The following is a 16,487-nucleotide window of genomic DNA, read 5'->3' as shown; positions in this document are numbered from 1 at the left end:
GACGTCAATTCGGCGCGCGCAGCAGCTTGATCAGCGCGGCCAATTCCTCGCCGCCGAGCCCCGCGGCATCGGCGCGCTGGAACAGGCCGGCCGCGAAGGCCGGGAACTCGCTGTTGATGCCGCTCTCGCGCGCCGTCTGCAGGATGCGCTGCGTGGCCTCGACCGAGATCCGCATCGGGCTCTGCGAGATCTTGAAGTCGCCCGACTGGATGACCGCGCCCTCGTGCTGCAGGAAGCCCGCGAAGGTCGGCATGATGCCCGCGACGATGCGCCCGAACTCGGCCACGTCGAAGCCCTCCGACTCGGCCACACGCGCGCCATGCAGGAAGCCCAGCATCGTGCCGTAGATGGTCGAGAGCGTCGCGAGGTCCATGGCCGCTGCATTGCTGATCTTCTCGCCCAGGTAGACGATGCCGCCGCCGAGCACCGCGAGCAGCGGCTCGACGGCACGGAACACCGGCTCGTCGCCCGACATCAGGATCGGCGTGTCGCCCTGGCCCATCTGCTCGGGCGCGGCCTGGATCGCGCCCTCGAGGAAGGTGGCGCCATGGCGCTGCGCCCAGGCCTGCGCATCGCGCGCATCCTGCGGGCTGCCGGTGGTGAGCTGCACCAGCAGGCGGCCGTCCATCGCGGCCGCCACGCCCTCGGCGCCGAGGATCGCATCGGCCGCGCGGTAGTCGTAGACGCACATCAGCACCACGCGGCTCGCGCGCACCGCGGCGGCGGCGCTGTCGGCCAGCACCGCGCCCTGAGCGACCAGCGGCGCGGCCTTGTCGGCACTGCGGTTCCAGACCGTGACTTCGTGGCCCTGCTCGAGGTAGAGGCGCGCGATGGTGGCGCCCATCGAACCGAGGCCGATGACGGTGATCTTCTGCTTGTTGCTCATGGGGTGTTCCAAAAGGATTGACGATGGCTGCATGGTAGAAATCGCACCTCCCGATGGTCAAGTACCTACGATAAAGTGCGGTACTTACCAAAACGTCAGTATTGGAGAACGGCATGGCAGCGAAGAAGCCCTACGTCTGCGGCATCGGCCCCGCGTTCGAAGTCATCGGCGGCAAGTGGAAGGCACTGATCCTCTGGGAGCTGCACCTGCAGCCGCGCCGCTTCGGCGAGCTGCGGCGCATGCTGCCGGGCATCAGCGAGAAGATGCTGATCCAGCAGCTGCGCGAGCTCGAGACCGACGGCATCGTCGCGCGCGAGGTGTTCCACGAAGTGCCGCCGCGCGTCGAGTATTCGGAGACCAAGCTGGGCGCCACGCTCAATGCGGCGCTCGGTCCGCTCGCCGATTGGGGCGACCGCTATGCCAAGCGCGTGGAGGCGGCGCGCAAGCAGTCGGAAGCGGCCAAACAGGGCTGAGGGAGATCCGATGAGGACGACGCTTTCGGAACCAACGCGCCGTGGCGCGCTGGCCACGATGATCGCGATGGCCCTGCCCTGGGGCAGCGCGCGGGCCGACGCGGGCTGCGCGGCCGGCGCCGCCTATGCCGGCCCGCCGCGGCGTTCCGCGCCCGATGCGGTCTGGCAGCGCGACTTCGGCCGCGCGATCGACGGCGAGCTGCCCGCCGACTTGCAGCAGAGCCTCGGCGATGCGCTCGACAGGATGCTGCAGCATGTGCCGGCCGCGAGCGTGGCGGTCGCGATGCCCGGCGAAGGCAGCTGGCGGGCGACACGCGGCCTGGCGCGCACCGAGCCGCGCGAAGCGGTACGGCCCGACCAGGGCTTCCAGGTCGCGAGCACGGCCAAGACGCTGACCGCCGCGATCGTGCTGCAGCTCGTGGAGGAACGCCGGCTCGCGCTCGGCGACAGCATCGAGCGCTGGTTCCCCGAGGCGCCCAACGCCGGGCTCGTCACCATCGAACACCTGCTGCGCCACACCAGCGGCCTCGTGAGCTTCAACGCGCTGCCCGACTTCGGCACGAAGTACCGGCCGCCCGCGGAGATCATCGCGCTGGGCCTCGCGCAGAAGCCGCAGTTCTGCCCCGGCACGAACTGGAGCTACAGCAACACCGGCTACGCGATGCTCGGCGCCCTCGTCGAGCAGCTCGAGGGCGTGCCCTTCGAACAGGTGCTGACGAAGCGATTGATCGGCCCGCTCGCGCTCACGCACACCACGATGCGCCGGCCCGGCGTCGAACTGCCGGTGGTCAGCGGCCACGCGGCTGGCCGGCCGGTCGATGCGCCCGACCAGTACGCCACGCCCTATGCAGCGGGCGCGCTGGCCTCGACCGCGGGAGACCTCGTGCGCTTCTGGCACGCGCTGCTCGGCGGCCGGGTGCTGCCGGTGGCCACAGTGCGGCGCATGTTCATCGACATGCCCGCGATGCTCGGCCCCTACAGCGGCGGCAATGCCTCGTACGGCATGGGCGTGCAGCTCTACGACGTGCCCGACGGGCCGGGCCTGATGCTGGGCCATAGCGGCGGCATCGAGGGCTTCACGAGCGTGGTCGCCTACGTGCCGGCCGACGACCTCTACATCGCCGTGTCCTTCAACGAGAAGAAGGTGCCGGCCGAGGCCGGCCTGTGGTCGCTGCTGCGCGCGGTGCGGGCCTGGCGCGTGCTGCGCTGAGCCTAGTCGGCCCAGCGGGTCTGGATCTCGGTCGTCACCTCGGTCATGAGCTTGTGCACCGGGCACTTGCCCGCCACGCGCAGCAGCTCGTCGCGCTGCGCGTCGGTGAGGTTGCCGCTCACGCGCAGCGTGGAGTCGAGCCGGTAGATGCCCTTGCGCTCCTCGCTGTCGTCGCGATCGACCACCACCTCGATGTCCTCGACCGGGATGCCCTTGCGGCGCGCGTAGATCAGCACGGTGAGCGCCTTGCAGGCGGCCAGCGAGGCGTCGTAGAGGTCGTGCGGCTCGGGGCCGTCGTCGTTGCCGCCGCCGGCCGGCGAGGCATCGACCGCGATCTCGTGGTTGCGGATCTTGAGGATGTGGCGCGTGCCGGTGGTGCCGTCGCGGCGGATCGAGATGCTCATGGCGGTGTCCTTGGGTGGGAAGGGATTCAGGGAGCCAGCGGCTTCACGTAGAGGATGGTCGTGAAGCCGCTGTGCCATTCGAGGTCGGGATAGCGGTCGGCCTCGCGTTAACCGAGCGCGAGGTAGAAGCCCTGGCTCGCGGTGTTGAAGGTGTCGGTCTCGAGCCGCGCGAGTTCGACGCCGTCGGCGCGCATGCCCGCTTCGGCGAAGGCCATGAGCGCGCGCGCGATGCCCTTGCGCTGCTGCGCCGCGGGCACGTGCAGCGCCTGCACGAAGTCGCGCTGCCAATGGACCATGCCGACCACCTCGCCGCCGATCTCGGCGACGAAGAACTCGGGTCCCATCTCGTCGATGTAGCCCACGGGCTCGCCGCTCTCGCGGTAGCCGCGCGCGGCCTCGGGCGTGAGCTGCGGCAGCCAGGTGCTCGCGAAGGTGTCGTCGAGGATGGCCTTGACGGCGTCGAAGTCGTCGAGACGCCAGGGGCGGATGGTGATCGGGTCTTGGGACATGGGCCGGCGATGGTAGCCGTGCCTTCAGCGGTCGGTGGCCAGCATCAGGGTTTCCTTGATCTCCTCCATCACCACGTAGCTGTGCGACTCGGCCGCCACCGGCAGCTTCTTGAGGATGTCGCCGAGCAGGTGGCGGTATTCGCTCATGCCGCTCAGGCGCGCCTTCACGAGGTAGTCGAAGCTGCCCGACACGAGGTGGCATTCGAGCACCTCGGGCATGTGCAGCAGCTCCTGCCTGACCTTGTCGAACACGTCGCCCGACTTGGCCGAGAGCTTGATCTCGACGAACACCAGCAGCGTCTTGCCCAGCGCCTCGGGCGACACGCGCGCGTGGTAGCCGCTGATGACGCCGTCGCGCTCCATGCGCTTCACGCGCTCGGCGCAGGGCGAGGCCGACAGGCCGATGCGCTCGGCCAGTTCGGTCATGGAAATGCGGCCCTGGCGCTGCAGCAGGTCGAGGATCTTGCGGTCGATTCGGTCGAGCTCGGGCACTTTCACTCCGCGCGGCGCATAGGAAGGTTCTACACAGGGGATTCCGCTGCCGAACGCTTGAAAACAGTGGAATCCACTTCATTCTGACGCATAAATTCTCGGTATTCCATTCGAATCAGCGGATACACCATGAAAGTCATCGTTCTGGGCGGCGGCGTGATCGGCACCACCACGGCCTACTACCTCGCGCGCTCGGGCGCCGACGTCACCCTGCTCGACCGGCAGGCCGGTCCGGCCGAGGAAACCAGCTTCGGCAACGCGGGCCAGGTGTCGCCCGGCTACTCCACGCCGTGGGCCGCGCCCGGCATTCCGCTGAAGGCGATCAAGTGGATGTTCCAGAAGCATGCGCCGCTGTCGATCCGCCCCGACGGCACGCTGTTCCAGCTGCGCTGGATGGCGCAGATGCTGCGCAACTGCTCGCCCGAGCGCTATGCGATCAACAAGGAACGCATGATGCGCGTGGCCGAGTACAGCCGCGGCTGCCTGCAGGCGCTGCGCGCCGAGACCGGGCTGCAGTACGAGCACCGCACCGGTGGCACCTTGCAGCTGTTCCGCACCCAGGCGCAGCTCGACGCGGTGCAGCGCGACATCGCGGTGCTCGAGGAATGCGGCGTGCCCTACGAACTGCTCGACCGCGATGCGCTGGCACGCGTCGAACCCGCGCTGGCCGGCGCGCGCGACCGCCTCGCGGGCGGCCTGCGGCTGCCGAACGACGAGACCGGCGACTGCCACCTGTTCACGCGCGGCCTGGCCGAGATCGCGCGCGGCCTGGGCGTGGACTTCCGCTTCGGCCAGGGCGTCGAGGCGCTCGAGACCGAGGGCGGCCGCATCAGCGGCGTGCGCACCACGGCCGGCAAGGTGCTCACGGCCGACCGCTACGTGATGGCTTTCGGCAGCTATTCGCGCGCGGCCATCGCCTCGCTGGGCCTCGATATTCCCGTCTACCCGGTCAAGGGCTACTCGCTCACGGTGCCGCTGATCGACGAATCGCTGGCGCCGCAATCGACCGTGCTCGACGAGACCTACAAGGTGGCCGTCACGCGCTTCGACAACCGCATCCGCGTGGGCGGCATGGCCGAGCTCTCGGGCTTCGACCTGCGCCTGAACCCGCAACGCCGCGCCACGCTCGAGAAGGTGGTGAGCGACCTGTTCCCGGGCGGCGACCTGCCGCGCGCCAGCTTCTGGACCGGCCTGCGCCCGATGACGCCCGACAGCACCCCGATCGTGGGCGCCACGCGCTACCCCAACCTGTTCCTCAACACCGGCCACGGCACCCTGGGCTGGACCATGGCCTGCGGCTCGGGCAAGCTGATCTCCGACATCGTGACCGGCCAGCGGCCCGAGATCCGCACCGACGGTCTCGCGATGGACCGCTACGTAGAGGGCCGTTCGCGCACCGCGCGGCCGAGCACCTCGCCGGCCACGGCCTGATCGATCAGGCCGCCTTCGCGACCGCCACCGCGGCCTCCATGCCGCGGTACACCTCGGCCTCGCCATGCCGCGCGAGCAGCTGCATCAGGTGCTTGCGGATCAGCATGCCGGGGCGGTCCGATTCCATCGAGTACTCGACGCCGCGCCGGCGCGTGTCGACCAGCGCATCGGGGTCGGTCGACTCGAGGATGTCCTTGTCCTCGCGCGTGATCTCGTCGTCGAAGGCGATCAGCATCGCGGCCGGGCAATCGGCCTCGGTGTCGTTGCGGAACAGCCATTGGCACAGCTGCATGCGGTGGTCGTCGATCGGCGTGAAGCAGTTGATGATGATGTGGCGGATGCCGCTCGGGTACTCGATGTCGAGGCGGCGCGAGAACGGCAGGAAATAGGCATTGCGCATGTGGCGCGTGGTGATGGGATCGGTCACGCCGCTGATCGCGTGGAATTTCTCGGGATTGGTCGCTTCGATGACCGTCTCCGCGTAGAAGCCCGCCTCGTTCTCCACCAGTTCGTACTTGCTCGGCTTCGGGCTCGCGGCCACGCCGAAGGTGGCGCGGTGCACGAAGCTGAAGTGCGAGTTGTCGAAGGAGTTCTCGAGCGCGCGCAGCGGGCTGGTCTGCCATTCCTCGTGGAACTGGAAGATGGTGCGGTAGCCGGGATCGTCGAACTCGGGAATGGCGGGGATGTCGGCGATCGGCTCCTCGAGCGCCACCCAGGCATAGCCATGGCGCGCGGTGCAGCGGTAGGCCGTGGTGCGGTAGTCGGGCGAAATGGGCCGCTCGGGGTCGTACTGCGGGATGCGGATGACCTGGCCGCCGCGGTCGTAGGTCCAGCCGTGGTAGCCGCACTGGATCGCGCCCTGGGCGCAGGCCTGGCCCGCACCATCGACGCACCAGCCCTTGGAGAGCTTCGCGGTGCGGTGGCAACAGCGGTCGCGCAGCGCGGCCGGCTGGCCCTCGGCATCGAGGAAGAGAACGATGTCCTCGCCGAGCAGCCGGAAGGGCTTGGGGCCCTGGGCCAGGTCGGTGAGCGGCATGACGGCATGCCAGAACTTGCGGAAGACGGGTTGACGGGTAACGAGCATGGGCGGACTCCTTCTGAGGTCGTGTGGGACGAACTGAAAGAGCAATTTCCCACCCCGTGCCGGACCGCGATGGCGCGATGACGATGGGGCTGAACGCTTCTACTCTGCGCAACTGCCTTGCAAATTGCGCGCCCGGATTGTTGCGCGGCGCGCGTGCCCTGCCAAGCCCCGCCGCCCATGCCCGAGCAAAGCCCTTGGCATGCCTTCTGCTTTGACGAGCCCAAGAGTAGAAGCGTTCAGCAGCGCACGCACCACGAACGTGCGCCCGCCCGGAAATTGCTCTTGAAATGCCCGCCGCCCTCTGTCCCCAGAGGGCGAACGGATTCAAGAACCGAAGATTCCGAGGCTTCCCATGCACCGTCGATCCTTCCTCGCGGCCAGCGCCGCCACCCTCGCCGCTCCGGCCGTCCTTGCCCAGGGCGGCAACGGCCGGCTCACCCCCCTCAAGTTCACGCTCGACTTCCGCATCAACGGCCAGACCGCGCCTTTCTTCCTCGCGCTGGCCAGGGGCTACTACAAGGAAGAAGGGCTCGACGTGAGCATCGACACCGGCGCCGGCTCGGTGGCCTCCATCACCCGCATCGCCAGCGGCGTCTACCAGCTCGGGCTGGGCGACATCAGCTCGCTGGTGGAGTTCAATGCGCAGACCCCGGGCACGCCGGCGGTGCAGGCCGTCTACCAGTACTACAACCGCGCACCATTCGTGATCATCGGCCGCAAGGACCGCGGCGTGACCGGCGACTTCAAGAGCCTCGCGGGCAAGAAGGTGGCGGCCGCCGCGGTCGAATCGACGCGGCGCGCCTGGCCGCTGGTCGCGCGCAGGCAGGGCCTGCGCGCCGACGCCTTCCAGTGGCAGACCACCGACTTCAGCGCGCGCGACAACGTGATGGTGCGCGGCGACGTCGATGCCGCCACCTACTTCCACGATTCGGCGGTCTCGCTGTTCGCGCGCATGCGGCCCGAGACGCTGTCGGTGCTCAAGTACGCCGACGCGGGCGTCGACCTCTACGGCAACGCCATCCTCGCGAGCAGCAACCTGGTGGCGCAGAACCCCAAGCTGGTGGCCGCCTTCCTGCGCGCGAGCAACCGCGCCATCGTCGAGACCTTCGCCGATCCGGCGCCGAGCATCGCGGCCATGCGCCAGCGCGAGCCCATCCTCGATGAGAAAATCGAGCGCGAGCGCTGGAACATCACGGCCCAGTACGTGGGCGCCGCCGACACACGCGGCCACGGCCTCGGCGACATCCGCAAGCTCACGCTGGAGCGGCAGGTCGACGAAGTGGCCGACGTCTTCGGTCTGAAGGTCAAGCCCGCCTCCGACGCCATCTTCAACACCACGATGCTCCCATCGCGCACCGAACGCACTCTTCCCAAGGCATGAACTCCCCCAGCACCACCACCCCCACCGCTCCCGCCGAAACCGCGCTCGACGAACGCGACGGCCGCTACCTGCGCAAGGCCATCGTCTGGTCGCACCTCGCGCGCCGGCGCGGCAACCGGCCCTTCGGCTCGGTCATCGTCTCGGCCGCGGGCGAAGTGCTCTGCGAGGCCTACAACAACACTGGCGAGACCGGCGACTGCACCGGCCATGCCGAGACCAACGCGATCCGCGCACTCGCGGGCCGCGGCATCTCGCGCGAGGAACTGGCCGGCGCCACGCTCTATGCCTCGGGCGAGCCCTGCGTGATGTGCGCGGGCGCGATCTTCTGGTCGAACATCGGCCGCGTGGTGTTCGGCATCGACGCCGAGCGGCTGCGCGTGTTCCGCGGCGAGCGGCAGGACCAGCGCGATGCCGAGCTGTCGTGCCGCGACGTGTTCCGCGCCTCGCCGCATCCGATCGAATGCATCGGCCCGGCGCTGATCGACGAGGCCAGCGCGGCCCACGACGGCGCCTGGAAGACCTGAAGCGGCGCACCGCGAGGACCTAGACTCCCCGCATGCCCTGGCACGCCCGCCTCCATCTCTCCTACCGACACGAAGCCGACCGCACCGTCGCCCGCTTCCGCCACGACGGCCCGCTGCGCATCCTGCAGAGCCTCTACCCCGAGGGCGACACCGTCTGCCACAACGTGCTGGTGCATCCGCCGGGCGGGCTGGTGGGCGGCGACACGCTCGAGATCGAGGTCGAGGCCGCCGCCGGCAGCCATGGCCTGGTGACCACGCCCGGCGCCTCGCGCTTCTACCGCAGCGAGGGCGAACTCGCGGTGCAGCGCACCCGGCTGCGGCTGGCGGCCGGCGCGCGGCTCGAATGGCTGCCGCTCGAGGCCATCTGCTACAGCGGCTGCATGGCCGAGAACCGCATCGCCATCGAGGCCGAACCCGGCGCCGAGATGATCGGCTGGGACGTGACGGCGCTGGGCCTGCCCCATGCGCGCCAACCCTTCGAGCGCGGCAGCCTGCTGCAGCACATCGAGGCGCCCGGCGTGTGGCTCGAGCGCGGCCGCATCGACGCGGCCGACCAGCGGCTGCTGCAAAGCCCGCTGGGCCTGGGCGGCCACCGCTGCCTGGCCTCGCTGTTCTACGTGGCGGGCACGCCGGCCGCGCGCGCCCGGCGCGAGGCGCTGCTCGCGCTCGCGCGCGAACGCATCGAGGCCCAGGGCCTGGCCGACAGCGCCGGTGCCACCAGCCCGCATGCCGAGGTGGTGGTGCTGCGCGTGCTCGCGCCGGTGGTCGAGCCCGCGATGCGGCTGCTGCGCCAGGTGTGGCAGGACTGGCGCGCCGAGCTGTGGTCGCTGCCGGCCGCCACGCCGCGCATCTGGTCGACCTGAAGTCCCCCGCCTTGGCGGCGGCACGGAGGCTTCGGCTACAGTCCCGCACCTCCCCGCCTCACGACCCGCCGCCAGAGTGACTCTCCGAACATCCGCTCGCAGCCTGGTTGTCCGCCTTCTGGTGATGGGGCTGGTGATGGCGATCGTCGGCACCGCCGCCAGCTACATCCAGCTCAGCCGCTTCCTGCGCGAGGACCTGACGCAATCGGTGGCCTCGCAGCAGACGGCACTGGCCGCCTACGTGGCGCGCGACGTCGACAACTACCTGGTAGAACGGCTCGCCTTCCTCGAGCGGCTGGCGCAGGCCGTGCCGCCCGAGCTGCTGGCGCAACCCGCGCCGCTGCATGCCTGGCTCGCGGAGCGTGGCGCGCTGAACCCGCTGTTCCCGCTCGGCCTGGCGCTCGCCACGCCCGACGGCAGGCGGCTCGACCAGGACGGCCAGTTCGCGACCGAGGCGCTGGAATTCGCGGCCGCGCGCGCCGGCCGGCGCGCGGTGGGCCGGGCGCAGGCCACCGCGCAGCACCACGCGGCCCTGCCCATGGCCGTGCCGCTGCGCGACGGCCGCGGCGACGTGGTGGCCGTGCTGCTCGGCACCGCCGACCTCACGGCCGACGGCCTGCTCGACCATCTGCTCGAAGGCCGCGTGGGCCAGGCCGGCGGCATCCTCGTGATCTCGCCGCGCGACCGGCTGTTCGTCGCCTCGACCGATGCGACGATGATGCTCACCCCCACCCCGCCCGACGGCGTGAACCCGTTGCACGACCGCGCGATGGCGGGCTACCGCGGCAGCGGCACGACGCGCAACGCGAGGGGCATCGACGAGATCTCGGCCATCGCCTCGGTGCCGACCACCGGCTGGTTCGTGGTGGCGCGGCTGCCGGTGTCGGAGGCGCTGGCGCCGGTGGCGCGCATGCAGGCCTTCATCCTGCAGCAGCGCGCACCGGCCGTGACGATGGTGCTGATCGTGATCGGCCTGATCATGACCTGGCTGCTGCGCCCGCTGCTGCGCGCCGCCGACCAGGCCGACCGCATGACGCGCGGCGAACTGCCGCTGACGCCGCTGCGCGTGGTGCGCGACGACGAGATCGGCCACCTGACGCAGGCCTTCAACCGGCTGCTGGCCAAGCTGGTCGACAACCAGCAGGCGCTGGCGCGGCTGGCCCACCACGACACGCTGACCGGCCTGCCCAACCGCAAGCTGCTCGACGAGCGGCTGCAGCAGGCGCTGGCCCAGGCCGCGCGCCATGGGCAGCAGGTGGCGGTGCTCTACCTGGACCTCGACGGTTTCAAGCGGCTCAACGACACCCTGGGCCACGAGGCCGGCGACCTCGCGCTGCGCGAGATCGCGGGCCGGTTGCAGGCGCTGGTGCGGCAGACCGACACCGTGGCGCGCATCGGCGGCGACGAGTTCGTGCTGCTCGCCACCGGCCTCGCCGAGCCCGCGGAACAGGGCGCGCAGGTGCTGGCGCAGCGCTGCATCGCGGCGATCGCCGAGCCGCTGCAGCTGGCGCGCGCGAGCACGCTGATCGGCGTGTCGGTGGGCATCGCGCTGGGCAGCGGCGGCGAGCTGCCGCAGGACCTGCTCGCGGCCGCCGACCAGGCGATGTACCGCGCCAAGCAGGACACCCACGCCTCGACCGCGGCGCGCTGAGCGCGCCCGCGCCGCTCAGCCCTCGGCTCAGCCCGCCGCGTCGGTGCGCGGCAGCCGCAGGTGCTTCTTGAGGTGCTCGAACACCTGCCGCGTGACCGGGTTCACCACGTGGCTGCGCACGTAGAGGTGGTAGGCCAGGTCGGGCAGCCGCGGCATGCCGTCGCCCACGCCGAGCACGCGCAGGCCCGCGTCGAGCTGCTCCACGCCGCGCGCCGTCACGCCGAGCCCCGCGCGCAGCGCCGCCTTGATGCCGATCAGGCTCGAGGAGGTGTAGCGCGGCGTCCAGGGCACGCCGGCCGCGTCGAGCGCCTCGTGGCCGATGCGCCGGAAGATGCTGGGCCCGTCGGCCATGATCAGCGGCACCGGCTTCGCGCGGTCGTGCACATAGCCCGCGGCGCACAGCCACACGGTCGGCGAGTTGCGCAGCACCACGCCCTCGAACTGGGTGTCGATGCGGTTCGAGATGATCATGTCGACCTCGCCGCGCTTGAGCGAGGTCATGAGGTAGGGGCTGCGCGCCACGTGGATGTCGAGCTGCAGCAGCGGCGAGGTGCGCGCCACCTCGGTCAGCAGCAGCGGCAGCATGGTCTCGGCCACGTCGTGCGGCGCGCCGATGCGCAGGTTGCCCTCGAGCTGGCCCTCGCGCAGGCTGCGCAGCGCCTCGTCGTTGAGCGCCAGCAGGTGGTGCGCGTAGTTGAGCAGGCGCTGGCCGTGCTCGGTCAGCCGCTTCTGCCGGCCCTGCTTCGCGAACAGCGGATGGCCGATCTGCTCCTCGAGCCGCTGCATCTGCTGCGTGACGGCCGACTGCGTGCGGTCCAGGTGCACCGCCGCGGCGGCGAAGCTGCGATGGGTAACGACGGCCGCGAGCGTGCGCAGCAGTTCGAGGTCGAGCGTGGGCATCCATTAATTTTATTGATGTGTTTTGCGCCCGTGCTGGATTGTTCGGCGGCGCCGGGCTCACTACAGTGGCTGCACAGAAATCAGGCATCCCCACAGGAGAAACCGCATGAGCACCGCATCCGCCCCGCGCCGCGAGGCCGTCCAGAACGCTATCGGCCAGATGAAGAAAACCATCGACGGCGGTGAACCGACGCGCGAGAAACTGGCCGAGGTGCTCGAAGCGCTGCAGGGCCTGGCGGCCCAGCGCGACTACTGGCAGGCCGGCGACTACCCGCCGCCCGAGCCCGGCGAGCACCAGGCGCGCTACCTGATCGCCGAGGACGCCGACCAGAGCTATGCGCTCTATCTCAACGTGATGCGCCCGGGCAAGCGCATCGTGCCGCACAACCACACGACCTGGGCCTGCATCGCCGCGGTGGAAGGCACCGAGCACAACCGCGTCTACCAGCGGCTGGACGACGGCTCGGTGCCTGGCGTGGGCCGGCTCGAGGAGACCGCGCTGGTGGTGGTCGCGCCCGGCGCCGGCATCGCACTGATGCCCGAGGACATCCACTCGGTCGAGATCCAGGGCGAGCAGACCATCCGCCACCTGCACATGTACGGCCGCGCGCTCGAGACGCTGGACCGCCGCACCGCCTACGACCTCGCGGCCGGCACCTGCCAGACCATGGGCATCGGCGTGCAGACGCGGCGCTGAGCCGGCTCCCTCGCTTCCTTCCTTTCCGCTCTCCATGACCTCCATCGACCCGAAGACCCTCAAGCGCTGGCTGCACGACGGCGGCGAGATCGCGCTGCTCGACGTGCGCGAGCACGGCCAGTACGGCGAGTCGCACCTGTTCTACGGCGTGCCGCTGCCCTTCAGCCGGCTCGAGCTCGATGCGCCGCGCCTGCTGCCGCGCCGCGGCGTGCGCGTCGTGACCTACGACAGCGGCGACGAAGAGAGCCGGGGCGTGGCCGATCGCGCCGCCGAACGCCTGCGGGCGCTGGGCTACACCGACGTGCACGTGCTCGAAGGCGGCACGCGCGCCTGGCGGGCCGCGGGCCACGCGCTGTTCGCGGGCGTGAACCTGCCCTCGAAGACCTTCGGCGAACTGGCCGAGGAGGCCTATCACACGCCGCGCATCGGCGCCGACGAACTCGCCGCCATGCTCGCGCGCCGCGACGACGTGGTGGTGCTCGACGGCCGGCCCGTGAGCGAGTTCTTCAAGATGAACATACCGGGCGCGACCTGCTGCCCCAACGGCGAGCTCGCCTACCGCGTGCGCCGGCTCGTGCCCGACGACCGCACGACCATCGTCGTCAACTGCGCGGGCCGCACGCGCAGCATCATCGGCGCGCAGACGCTGATCAACCTCGGCGTTCCGAACCCGGTCTATGCGCTCGAGAACGGCACCCAGGGCTGGTACTTGGCCGACCATGCGCTCGCGCACGGCGGCACCGAGCGCTATGCCGACGACAGCGGCACCACCGAACTGCGCGGTGCCGCTCAGGCGCTGGCCGCGCGCTTCGGCGCGCCCACGGTCGACGCGCGCACGGTGCGCGACTGGGCCGGCGACGCCGGCCGCAGCCTGTTCCTGTGCGACGTGCGCACGCCCGAGGAATTCGCGGCCGGCAGCCTGGCCGGCGCGCAGCACACGCCGGGCGGGCAACTGCTGCAGGCGGCCGACCAGTACCTGGGCGTACGCGGCGCGCGGCTGGTGCTGTTCGACAGCGACGGCGTGCGCGCGCCCACGGTCGCGAGCTGGCTGCGCCAGATGGGCCATGACGCGAGCGTGCTCGAGGGCGGGCTCGCGAGCGGGCTGGCGCTCGAGGCGATCGATGCGCCTGCGCCGAAGCCGCTCGCCACGATCGATGCGCGTGCGCTATCGACTCGCATCGAAAGCGGCGAAGTCGCGCTGGTCGACCTTCGTCCGGGCATGGCGTACCGCGCCGGCCACATCGCGGGCGCGCGATGGTCGATCCGGCCCCGGCTGGCCGACGACCTGCGCGACGAGACGCGGCCCCTGGTGCTCATCGCCGACGACCCGGCACTCGCGGCCTGGGCCGCCGCCTCCGAACTCGCGGACCACGCGGCGCCGCTGCTGCTCGAAGGCGGCATGGCCGCATGGCGCGCCGCCGGGCTGCCGCTCGAGGCCACGCCCGCGCTGCCCGGCGATGCCGACTGCATCGACTACCTGTTCTTCGTGCACGACCGCCACGACGGCAACAAGGAGGCCGCGCGCCGCTACCTCGCCTGGGAGACCGGCCTGGTCGCGCAGCTCGACGCGCAGGAGCGCGCCGCCTTCCGATTGCCGGGCGCGCCGCAGGCCTAGCCCTCGAACCCTTCCCCGTCAGTCCACCGACCGCGGCTTCGCGCCACGGTCCGGCCTTCGCTCGTCCTCGTTCGTTCCGTCCAGGAGTTCACCATGTCGACTGCTTCCGGCCTTTCCACGCACCGTCCGTCCCGCATGCGCCGCGCGCGCTGGTTGTTCGCCGCCGCGTGGAGCGCGGCCCTCGTGCTGCAGGGCGCGGCGGCCGACCCGCTGCCCGCGCGCAACGGCTACCCCACGCAGGCGATCCGCTTCATTTCGCCGTTCCCGCCCGGCGGCGGCAACGACGCCACCGCGCGCCTGGTGACCACGCGCCTGGCCGAGATCACGGGCCAGCCGGCCGTGGTCGACAACCGCGGCGGCGCGGGCGGCAACATCGGCGCCAAGGCGGTGGCCGACGCCAAGGCCGACGGCTACACCGTGCTGACCTCGCAGGTCTCGATCATGGCGGTGAACCCCGCGCTGTACGCGGCACCGGGCTTCGACCCGGTCAAGAACTTCGTGCCGATCACGCAAATCAACGCGGCGCCGCTCGCGCTGGTGGTGGAGGCGAACTCGCCGCTCAAGTCCTTCGCCGACCTGGCCGCGAAGGCCAAGGCCAGCCCCGGCAAGCTCACCTATGCGACGCCGGGCAACGGCACGCTCTCGCACCTGGTCGGCGTGGTGCTGCAGAAGGACAACGGCGTCGACATGACGCACGTGCCCTACAAGGGCGCCGGCCCCGCGCTCACCGACCTGCTCGGCGGCCAGGTCGACGTGCTCGTGACCTCCACCGCCTCGGTGGCGGGCATGGTGCAAAGCGGCAAGCTGCGCGTGCTGGCCGTGACCAGCCCGCGCCGCATCGGCGTGTTCGCGAAGGCGCCCACGCTCGAGGAGCTCGGCTATGCCAATGCGCGCTTCGAGGACTGGTACGGCTTCTTCGCGCCGGCCGGCACGCCGCCCGAGCGCGTGGCCTATCTCAACGAGGCGATCGTGCGCACCCTGCACCTGCCCGAGGTGAACAGGCAGGTCACCGACGGCGGCAGCGAGGTGGTCGCGAACACGCCCGAGGCCTTCGCCGCGCAGCTGCGGCAGGACATCGAGCGCTGGTCGCGCATCGTCAAGCTGTCGGGCGCGCGCGCCGACTAGCATCGGCAACGTCACAACGAGACAAGACGCCCATGCCCGCCTCGCCCACCGATCCCACCGGCCTGTCGCTCGAGACCCGCATCGCCCACCTGGGCAAGCACCCGGCCCATGCGGGCGGCGCGCCGGTCAACCCGCCGCTGGTGCGCGCGAGCACGGTGGTGTTCGACAGCGTGGCCGCGATGCGCGAGGCCCGCGCGCGGCGCGGCGAGGAGCGCGTCTTCAGCTACGGCGCGCGCGGCACGCCCACCACCTTCGCGCTCGAGGATGCGGTGAGCGAGCTCGAGGGCGGCTACCGCACGCGGCTCTTCCCCACCGGCCTCGCGGCCATCGGCATGGTGCTGCTGTCCTACCTCAAGCCCGGCGACCACGTGCTGATGTCCGATAGCGTCTACGAGCCGGCGCGCCACCTGGTGCATTCCTTCCTCGATCCCTACGGCATCCGCTGCAGCTTCTTCGCGGCCGACGGCAGCGGCATCGAGGACCTGTTCGAGCCCGCGACGCGGCTGGTCTACGCCGAGTGCCCGGGCTCGCTGGTCTACGAGATGTGCGACCTGCCGAGGCTGGCCGCGCTCGCGCATGCGCGCGGCGCGCTTCTGGCGGCCGACAACACCTGGGGCTCGGGCCTGCAGTACCGCCCGCTCGCGCTCGGCGCCGACATCTCGCTGATGGCTGCCACCAAGTACCTCTCGGGCCACTCCGACGTGATGATGGGCACGGTGGCCACCACGCGCGAGGCCTGGCGCGCGCTCAACGAGCGCTGCGACGCCTTCGGCATGACCGTGAGCCCCGACGATGCCTGGCTGGTGCTGCGCGGCATCCGCACGCTGTCGGCGCGGCTGCGCCTGCACGAGCAGCATGCGCTCGAGGTCGCGCGCTGGCTGCAGGCGCGGCCCGAGGTCGCGACCGTGTTCTGCCCCGCGCTGCCCACGCATCCGGGCCACGATCTCTGGCGACGCGACTGCAGCGGCACCAACGGGCTGCTGTCCTTCGAGCTGCGGCCGGAGATCGCGCCGGCCGCGGTCGAGCGGCTGGTCGACGCGCTCGCGCTGTTCGGGCGCGGCTCGTCCTGGGGCGGCTACGAGAGTCTCGTGGCCTGGGCCAACATGCGCGCGGCGCGCAGCGTGAGCGACTGGAGCGCGCGCGGCGCGGTGGTGCGGCTGCATGTCGGGCTCGAGGCGCCGGCCGACCTGGTGGCCGACCTCGGGCGCGGCTTCGCGGCGCTGCACGCCGCCTGAGAACGTG

17 protein-coding genes are annotated in these 16,487 nt (G+C 71.0%); 11 read left to right on the top strand and 6 right to left on the bottom strand.

The genetic code is table 11. The annotated features are described in order from the left end of the window. Positions 1-4: 4 nt before the first annotated feature. Positions 5-886, bottom strand: a complete 882-nt coding sequence (locus AC07RV_RS24605; protein ID WP_296784521.1) for an NAD(P)-dependent oxidoreductase — start codon at positions 884-886, stop codon at positions 5-7. 113 nt (positions 887-999) lie between these two features. Here AC07RV_RS24605 and AC07RV_RS24600 point away from each other — a divergent pair, with 113 nt between their 5' ends. Further along, complete coding sequence (locus AC07RV_RS24600; RefSeq protein WP_296784523.1) at positions 1,000-1,359, top strand: winged helix-turn-helix transcriptional regulator; 360 nt, start codon at positions 1,000-1,002, stop codon at positions 1,357-1,359. A gap of 10 nt (positions 1,360-1,369) precedes the next feature. Further along, the gene (locus AC07RV_RS24595; protein WP_296784526.1) at positions 1,370-2,569 is read left to right on the top strand and encodes a serine hydrolase domain-containing protein; all 1,200 of its coding nucleotides are present in this window, start codon (positions 1,370-1,372) and stop codon (positions 2,567-2,569) included. Between the two features lie 2 nt (positions 2,570-2,571). On the opposite strand, the gene AC07RV_RS24590 is transcribed toward AC07RV_RS24595, so the two are convergent. The 3 genes from AC07RV_RS24590 to AC07RV_RS24580 form a co-directional block, all read right to left on the bottom strand. Beyond that, complete coding sequence (locus AC07RV_RS24590; protein WP_296784529.1) at positions 2,572-2,973, bottom strand: OsmC family protein; 402 nt, start codon at positions 2,971-2,973, stop codon at positions 2,572-2,574. 107 nt (positions 2,974-3,080) lie between these two features. Beyond that, entirely contained in the window at positions 3,081-3,482 is a 402-nt protein-coding gene (locus AC07RV_RS24585) for a GNAT family N-acetyltransferase (RefSeq protein ID WP_296784533.1), read from the bottom strand. A gap of 24 nt (positions 3,483-3,506) precedes the next feature. Further along, positions 3,507-3,974 carry an Lrp/AsnC ligand binding domain-containing protein gene (locus tag AC07RV_RS24580; RefSeq protein WP_057591580.1) on the bottom strand — a complete coding sequence of 156 codons (468 nt, stop codon included), beginning with the start codon at positions 3,972-3,974 and terminating at the stop codon, positions 3,507-3,509. Positions 3,975-4,103: 129 nt separating this feature from the next. On the opposite strand from AC07RV_RS24580, the gene AC07RV_RS24575 reads away from it, so the two are divergent. Further along, positions 4,104-5,405 (top strand): D-amino acid dehydrogenase, encoded by a 1,302-nt coding sequence (locus tag AC07RV_RS24575; protein ID WP_296784535.1) that lies wholly within the window; start codon positions 4,104-4,106, stop codon positions 5,403-5,405. A gap of 4 nt (positions 5,406-5,409) precedes the next feature. Here AC07RV_RS24575 and AC07RV_RS24570 read toward each other — a convergent pair whose 3' ends face one another. Further along, positions 5,410-6,489, bottom strand: a complete 1,080-nt coding sequence (locus AC07RV_RS24570; protein ID WP_296784539.1) for an aromatic ring-hydroxylating dioxygenase subunit alpha — start codon at positions 6,487-6,489, stop codon at positions 5,410-5,412. A 352-nt stretch (positions 6,490-6,841) separates the two neighbouring features. Between AC07RV_RS24570 and AC07RV_RS24565 the strand changes: the two genes are divergently transcribed. The 4 genes from AC07RV_RS24565 to AC07RV_RS24550 all read left to right on the top strand — a co-directional run bounded on the left by AC07RV_RS24565 (position 6,842) and on the right by AC07RV_RS24550 (position 10,908). Continuing rightward, entirely contained in the window at positions 6,842-7,870 is a 1,029-nt protein-coding gene (locus AC07RV_RS24565) for an ABC transporter substrate-binding protein (protein ID WP_296784542.1), read from the top strand. After that, positions 7,867-8,394: a nucleoside deaminase gene (locus tag AC07RV_RS24560; RefSeq protein ID WP_093340634.1), complete on the top strand. Its 528-nt coding sequence runs from the start codon at positions 7,867-7,869 to the stop codon at positions 8,392-8,394. The genes AC07RV_RS24565 and AC07RV_RS24560 overlap by 4 nt, the downstream gene beginning before the upstream one ends. Before the next feature lie 32 nt (positions 8,395-8,426). Next, positions 8,427-9,257 (top strand): urease accessory protein UreD, encoded by an 831-nt coding sequence (locus AC07RV_RS24555; RefSeq protein WP_296784547.1) that lies wholly within the window; start codon positions 8,427-8,429, stop codon positions 9,255-9,257. 76 nt (positions 9,258-9,333) lie between these two features. Further along, entirely contained in the window at positions 9,334-10,908 is a 1,575-nt protein-coding gene (locus tag AC07RV_RS24550) for a GGDEF domain-containing protein (RefSeq protein WP_296784549.1), read from the top strand. A gap of 27 nt (positions 10,909-10,935) precedes the next feature. On the opposite strand, the gene AC07RV_RS24545 is transcribed toward AC07RV_RS24550, so the two are convergent. After that, entirely contained in the window at positions 10,936-11,808 is an 873-nt protein-coding gene (locus AC07RV_RS24545) for a LysR substrate-binding domain-containing protein (protein WP_296784553.1), read from the bottom strand. A 106-nt stretch (positions 11,809-11,914) separates the two neighbouring features. On the opposite strand from AC07RV_RS24545, the gene AC07RV_RS24540 reads away from it, so the two are divergent. The 4 genes from AC07RV_RS24540 to metC all read left to right on the top strand — a co-directional run bounded on the left by AC07RV_RS24540 (position 11,915) and on the right by metC (position 16,480). Continuing rightward, positions 11,915-12,505: a cysteine dioxygenase family protein gene (locus AC07RV_RS24540; RefSeq protein ID WP_296784556.1), complete on the top strand. Its 591-nt coding sequence runs from the start codon at positions 11,915-11,917 to the stop codon at positions 12,503-12,505. Between the two features lie 34 nt (positions 12,506-12,539). Next, positions 12,540-14,120: a rhodanese-like domain-containing protein gene (locus AC07RV_RS24535; RefSeq protein WP_296784558.1), complete on the top strand. Its 1,581-nt coding sequence runs from the start codon at positions 12,540-12,542 to the stop codon at positions 14,118-14,120. Between the two features lie 135 nt (positions 14,121-14,255). After that, positions 14,256-15,245: a Bug family tripartite tricarboxylate transporter substrate binding protein gene (locus AC07RV_RS24530; RefSeq protein WP_296784594.1), complete on the top strand. Its 990-nt coding sequence runs from the start codon at positions 14,256-14,258 to the stop codon at positions 15,243-15,245. Positions 15,246-15,277: 32 nt separating this feature from the next. Then, complete coding sequence (gene metC / locus AC07RV_RS24525) at positions 15,278-16,480, top strand: cystathionine beta-lyase (protein WP_296784560.1); 1,203 nt, start codon at positions 15,278-15,280, stop codon at positions 16,478-16,480. Positions 16,481-16,487: the final 7 nt, after the last annotated feature.

The sequence above is a fragment of the Variovorax sp. GW821-FHT09B01 genome, from assembly GCF_059418345.1.
The sequence above is the reverse complement of the archived record's forward strand: the minus strand, read 5'-3'. Positions and strand labels throughout refer to the sequence as shown.

Coding starts and splice junctions, on each gene's coding strand:
- AC07RV_RS24595 (WP_296784526.1), top strand. CDS start 1,370: ATGAGGACGACGCTTTCGGAACCAACGCGCCGTGGCGCGCTGGCCACG.
- AC07RV_RS24585 (WP_296784533.1), bottom strand. CDS start 3,482: ATGTCCCAAGACCCGATCACCATCCGCCCCTGGCGTCTCGACGACTTC.
- AC07RV_RS24545 (WP_296784553.1), bottom strand. CDS start 11,808: ATGCCCACGCTCGACCTCGAACTGCTGCGCACGCTCGCGGCCGTCGTT.
- AC07RV_RS24570 (WP_296784539.1), bottom strand. CDS start 6,489: ATGCTCGTTACCCGTCAACCCGTCTTCCGCAAGTTCTGGCATGCCGTC.
- AC07RV_RS24530 (WP_296784594.1), top strand. CDS start 14,256: ATGCGCCGCGCGCGCTGGTTGTTCGCCGCCGCGTGGAGCGCGGCCCTC.
- AC07RV_RS24535 (WP_296784558.1), top strand. CDS start 12,540: ATGACCTCCATCGACCCGAAGACCCTCAAGCGCTGGCTGCACGACGGC.
- AC07RV_RS24540 (WP_296784556.1), top strand. CDS start 11,915: ATGAGCACCGCATCCGCCCCGCGCCGCGAGGCCGTCCAGAACGCTATC.
- AC07RV_RS24575 (WP_296784535.1), top strand. CDS start 4,104: ATGAAAGTCATCGTTCTGGGCGGCGGCGTGATCGGCACCACCACGGCC.
- AC07RV_RS24560 (WP_093340634.1), top strand. CDS start 7,867: ATGAACTCCCCCAGCACCACCACCCCCACCGCTCCCGCCGAAACCGCG.
- AC07RV_RS24555 (WP_296784547.1), top strand. CDS start 8,427: ATGCCCTGGCACGCCCGCCTCCATCTCTCCTACCGACACGAAGCCGAC.
- AC07RV_RS24565 (WP_296784542.1), top strand. CDS start 6,842: ATGCACCGTCGATCCTTCCTCGCGGCCAGCGCCGCCACCCTCGCCGCT.
- AC07RV_RS24605 (WP_296784521.1), bottom strand. CDS start 886: ATGAGCAACAAGCAGAAGATCACCGTCATCGGCCTCGGTTCGATGGGC.
- AC07RV_RS24600 (WP_296784523.1), top strand. CDS start 1,000: ATGGCAGCGAAGAAGCCCTACGTCTGCGGCATCGGCCCCGCGTTCGAA.
- AC07RV_RS24590 (WP_296784529.1), bottom strand. CDS start 2,973: ATGAGCATCTCGATCCGCCGCGACGGCACCACCGGCACGCGCCACATC.
- metC (WP_296784560.1), top strand. CDS start 15,278: ATGCCCGCCTCGCCCACCGATCCCACCGGCCTGTCGCTCGAGACCCGC.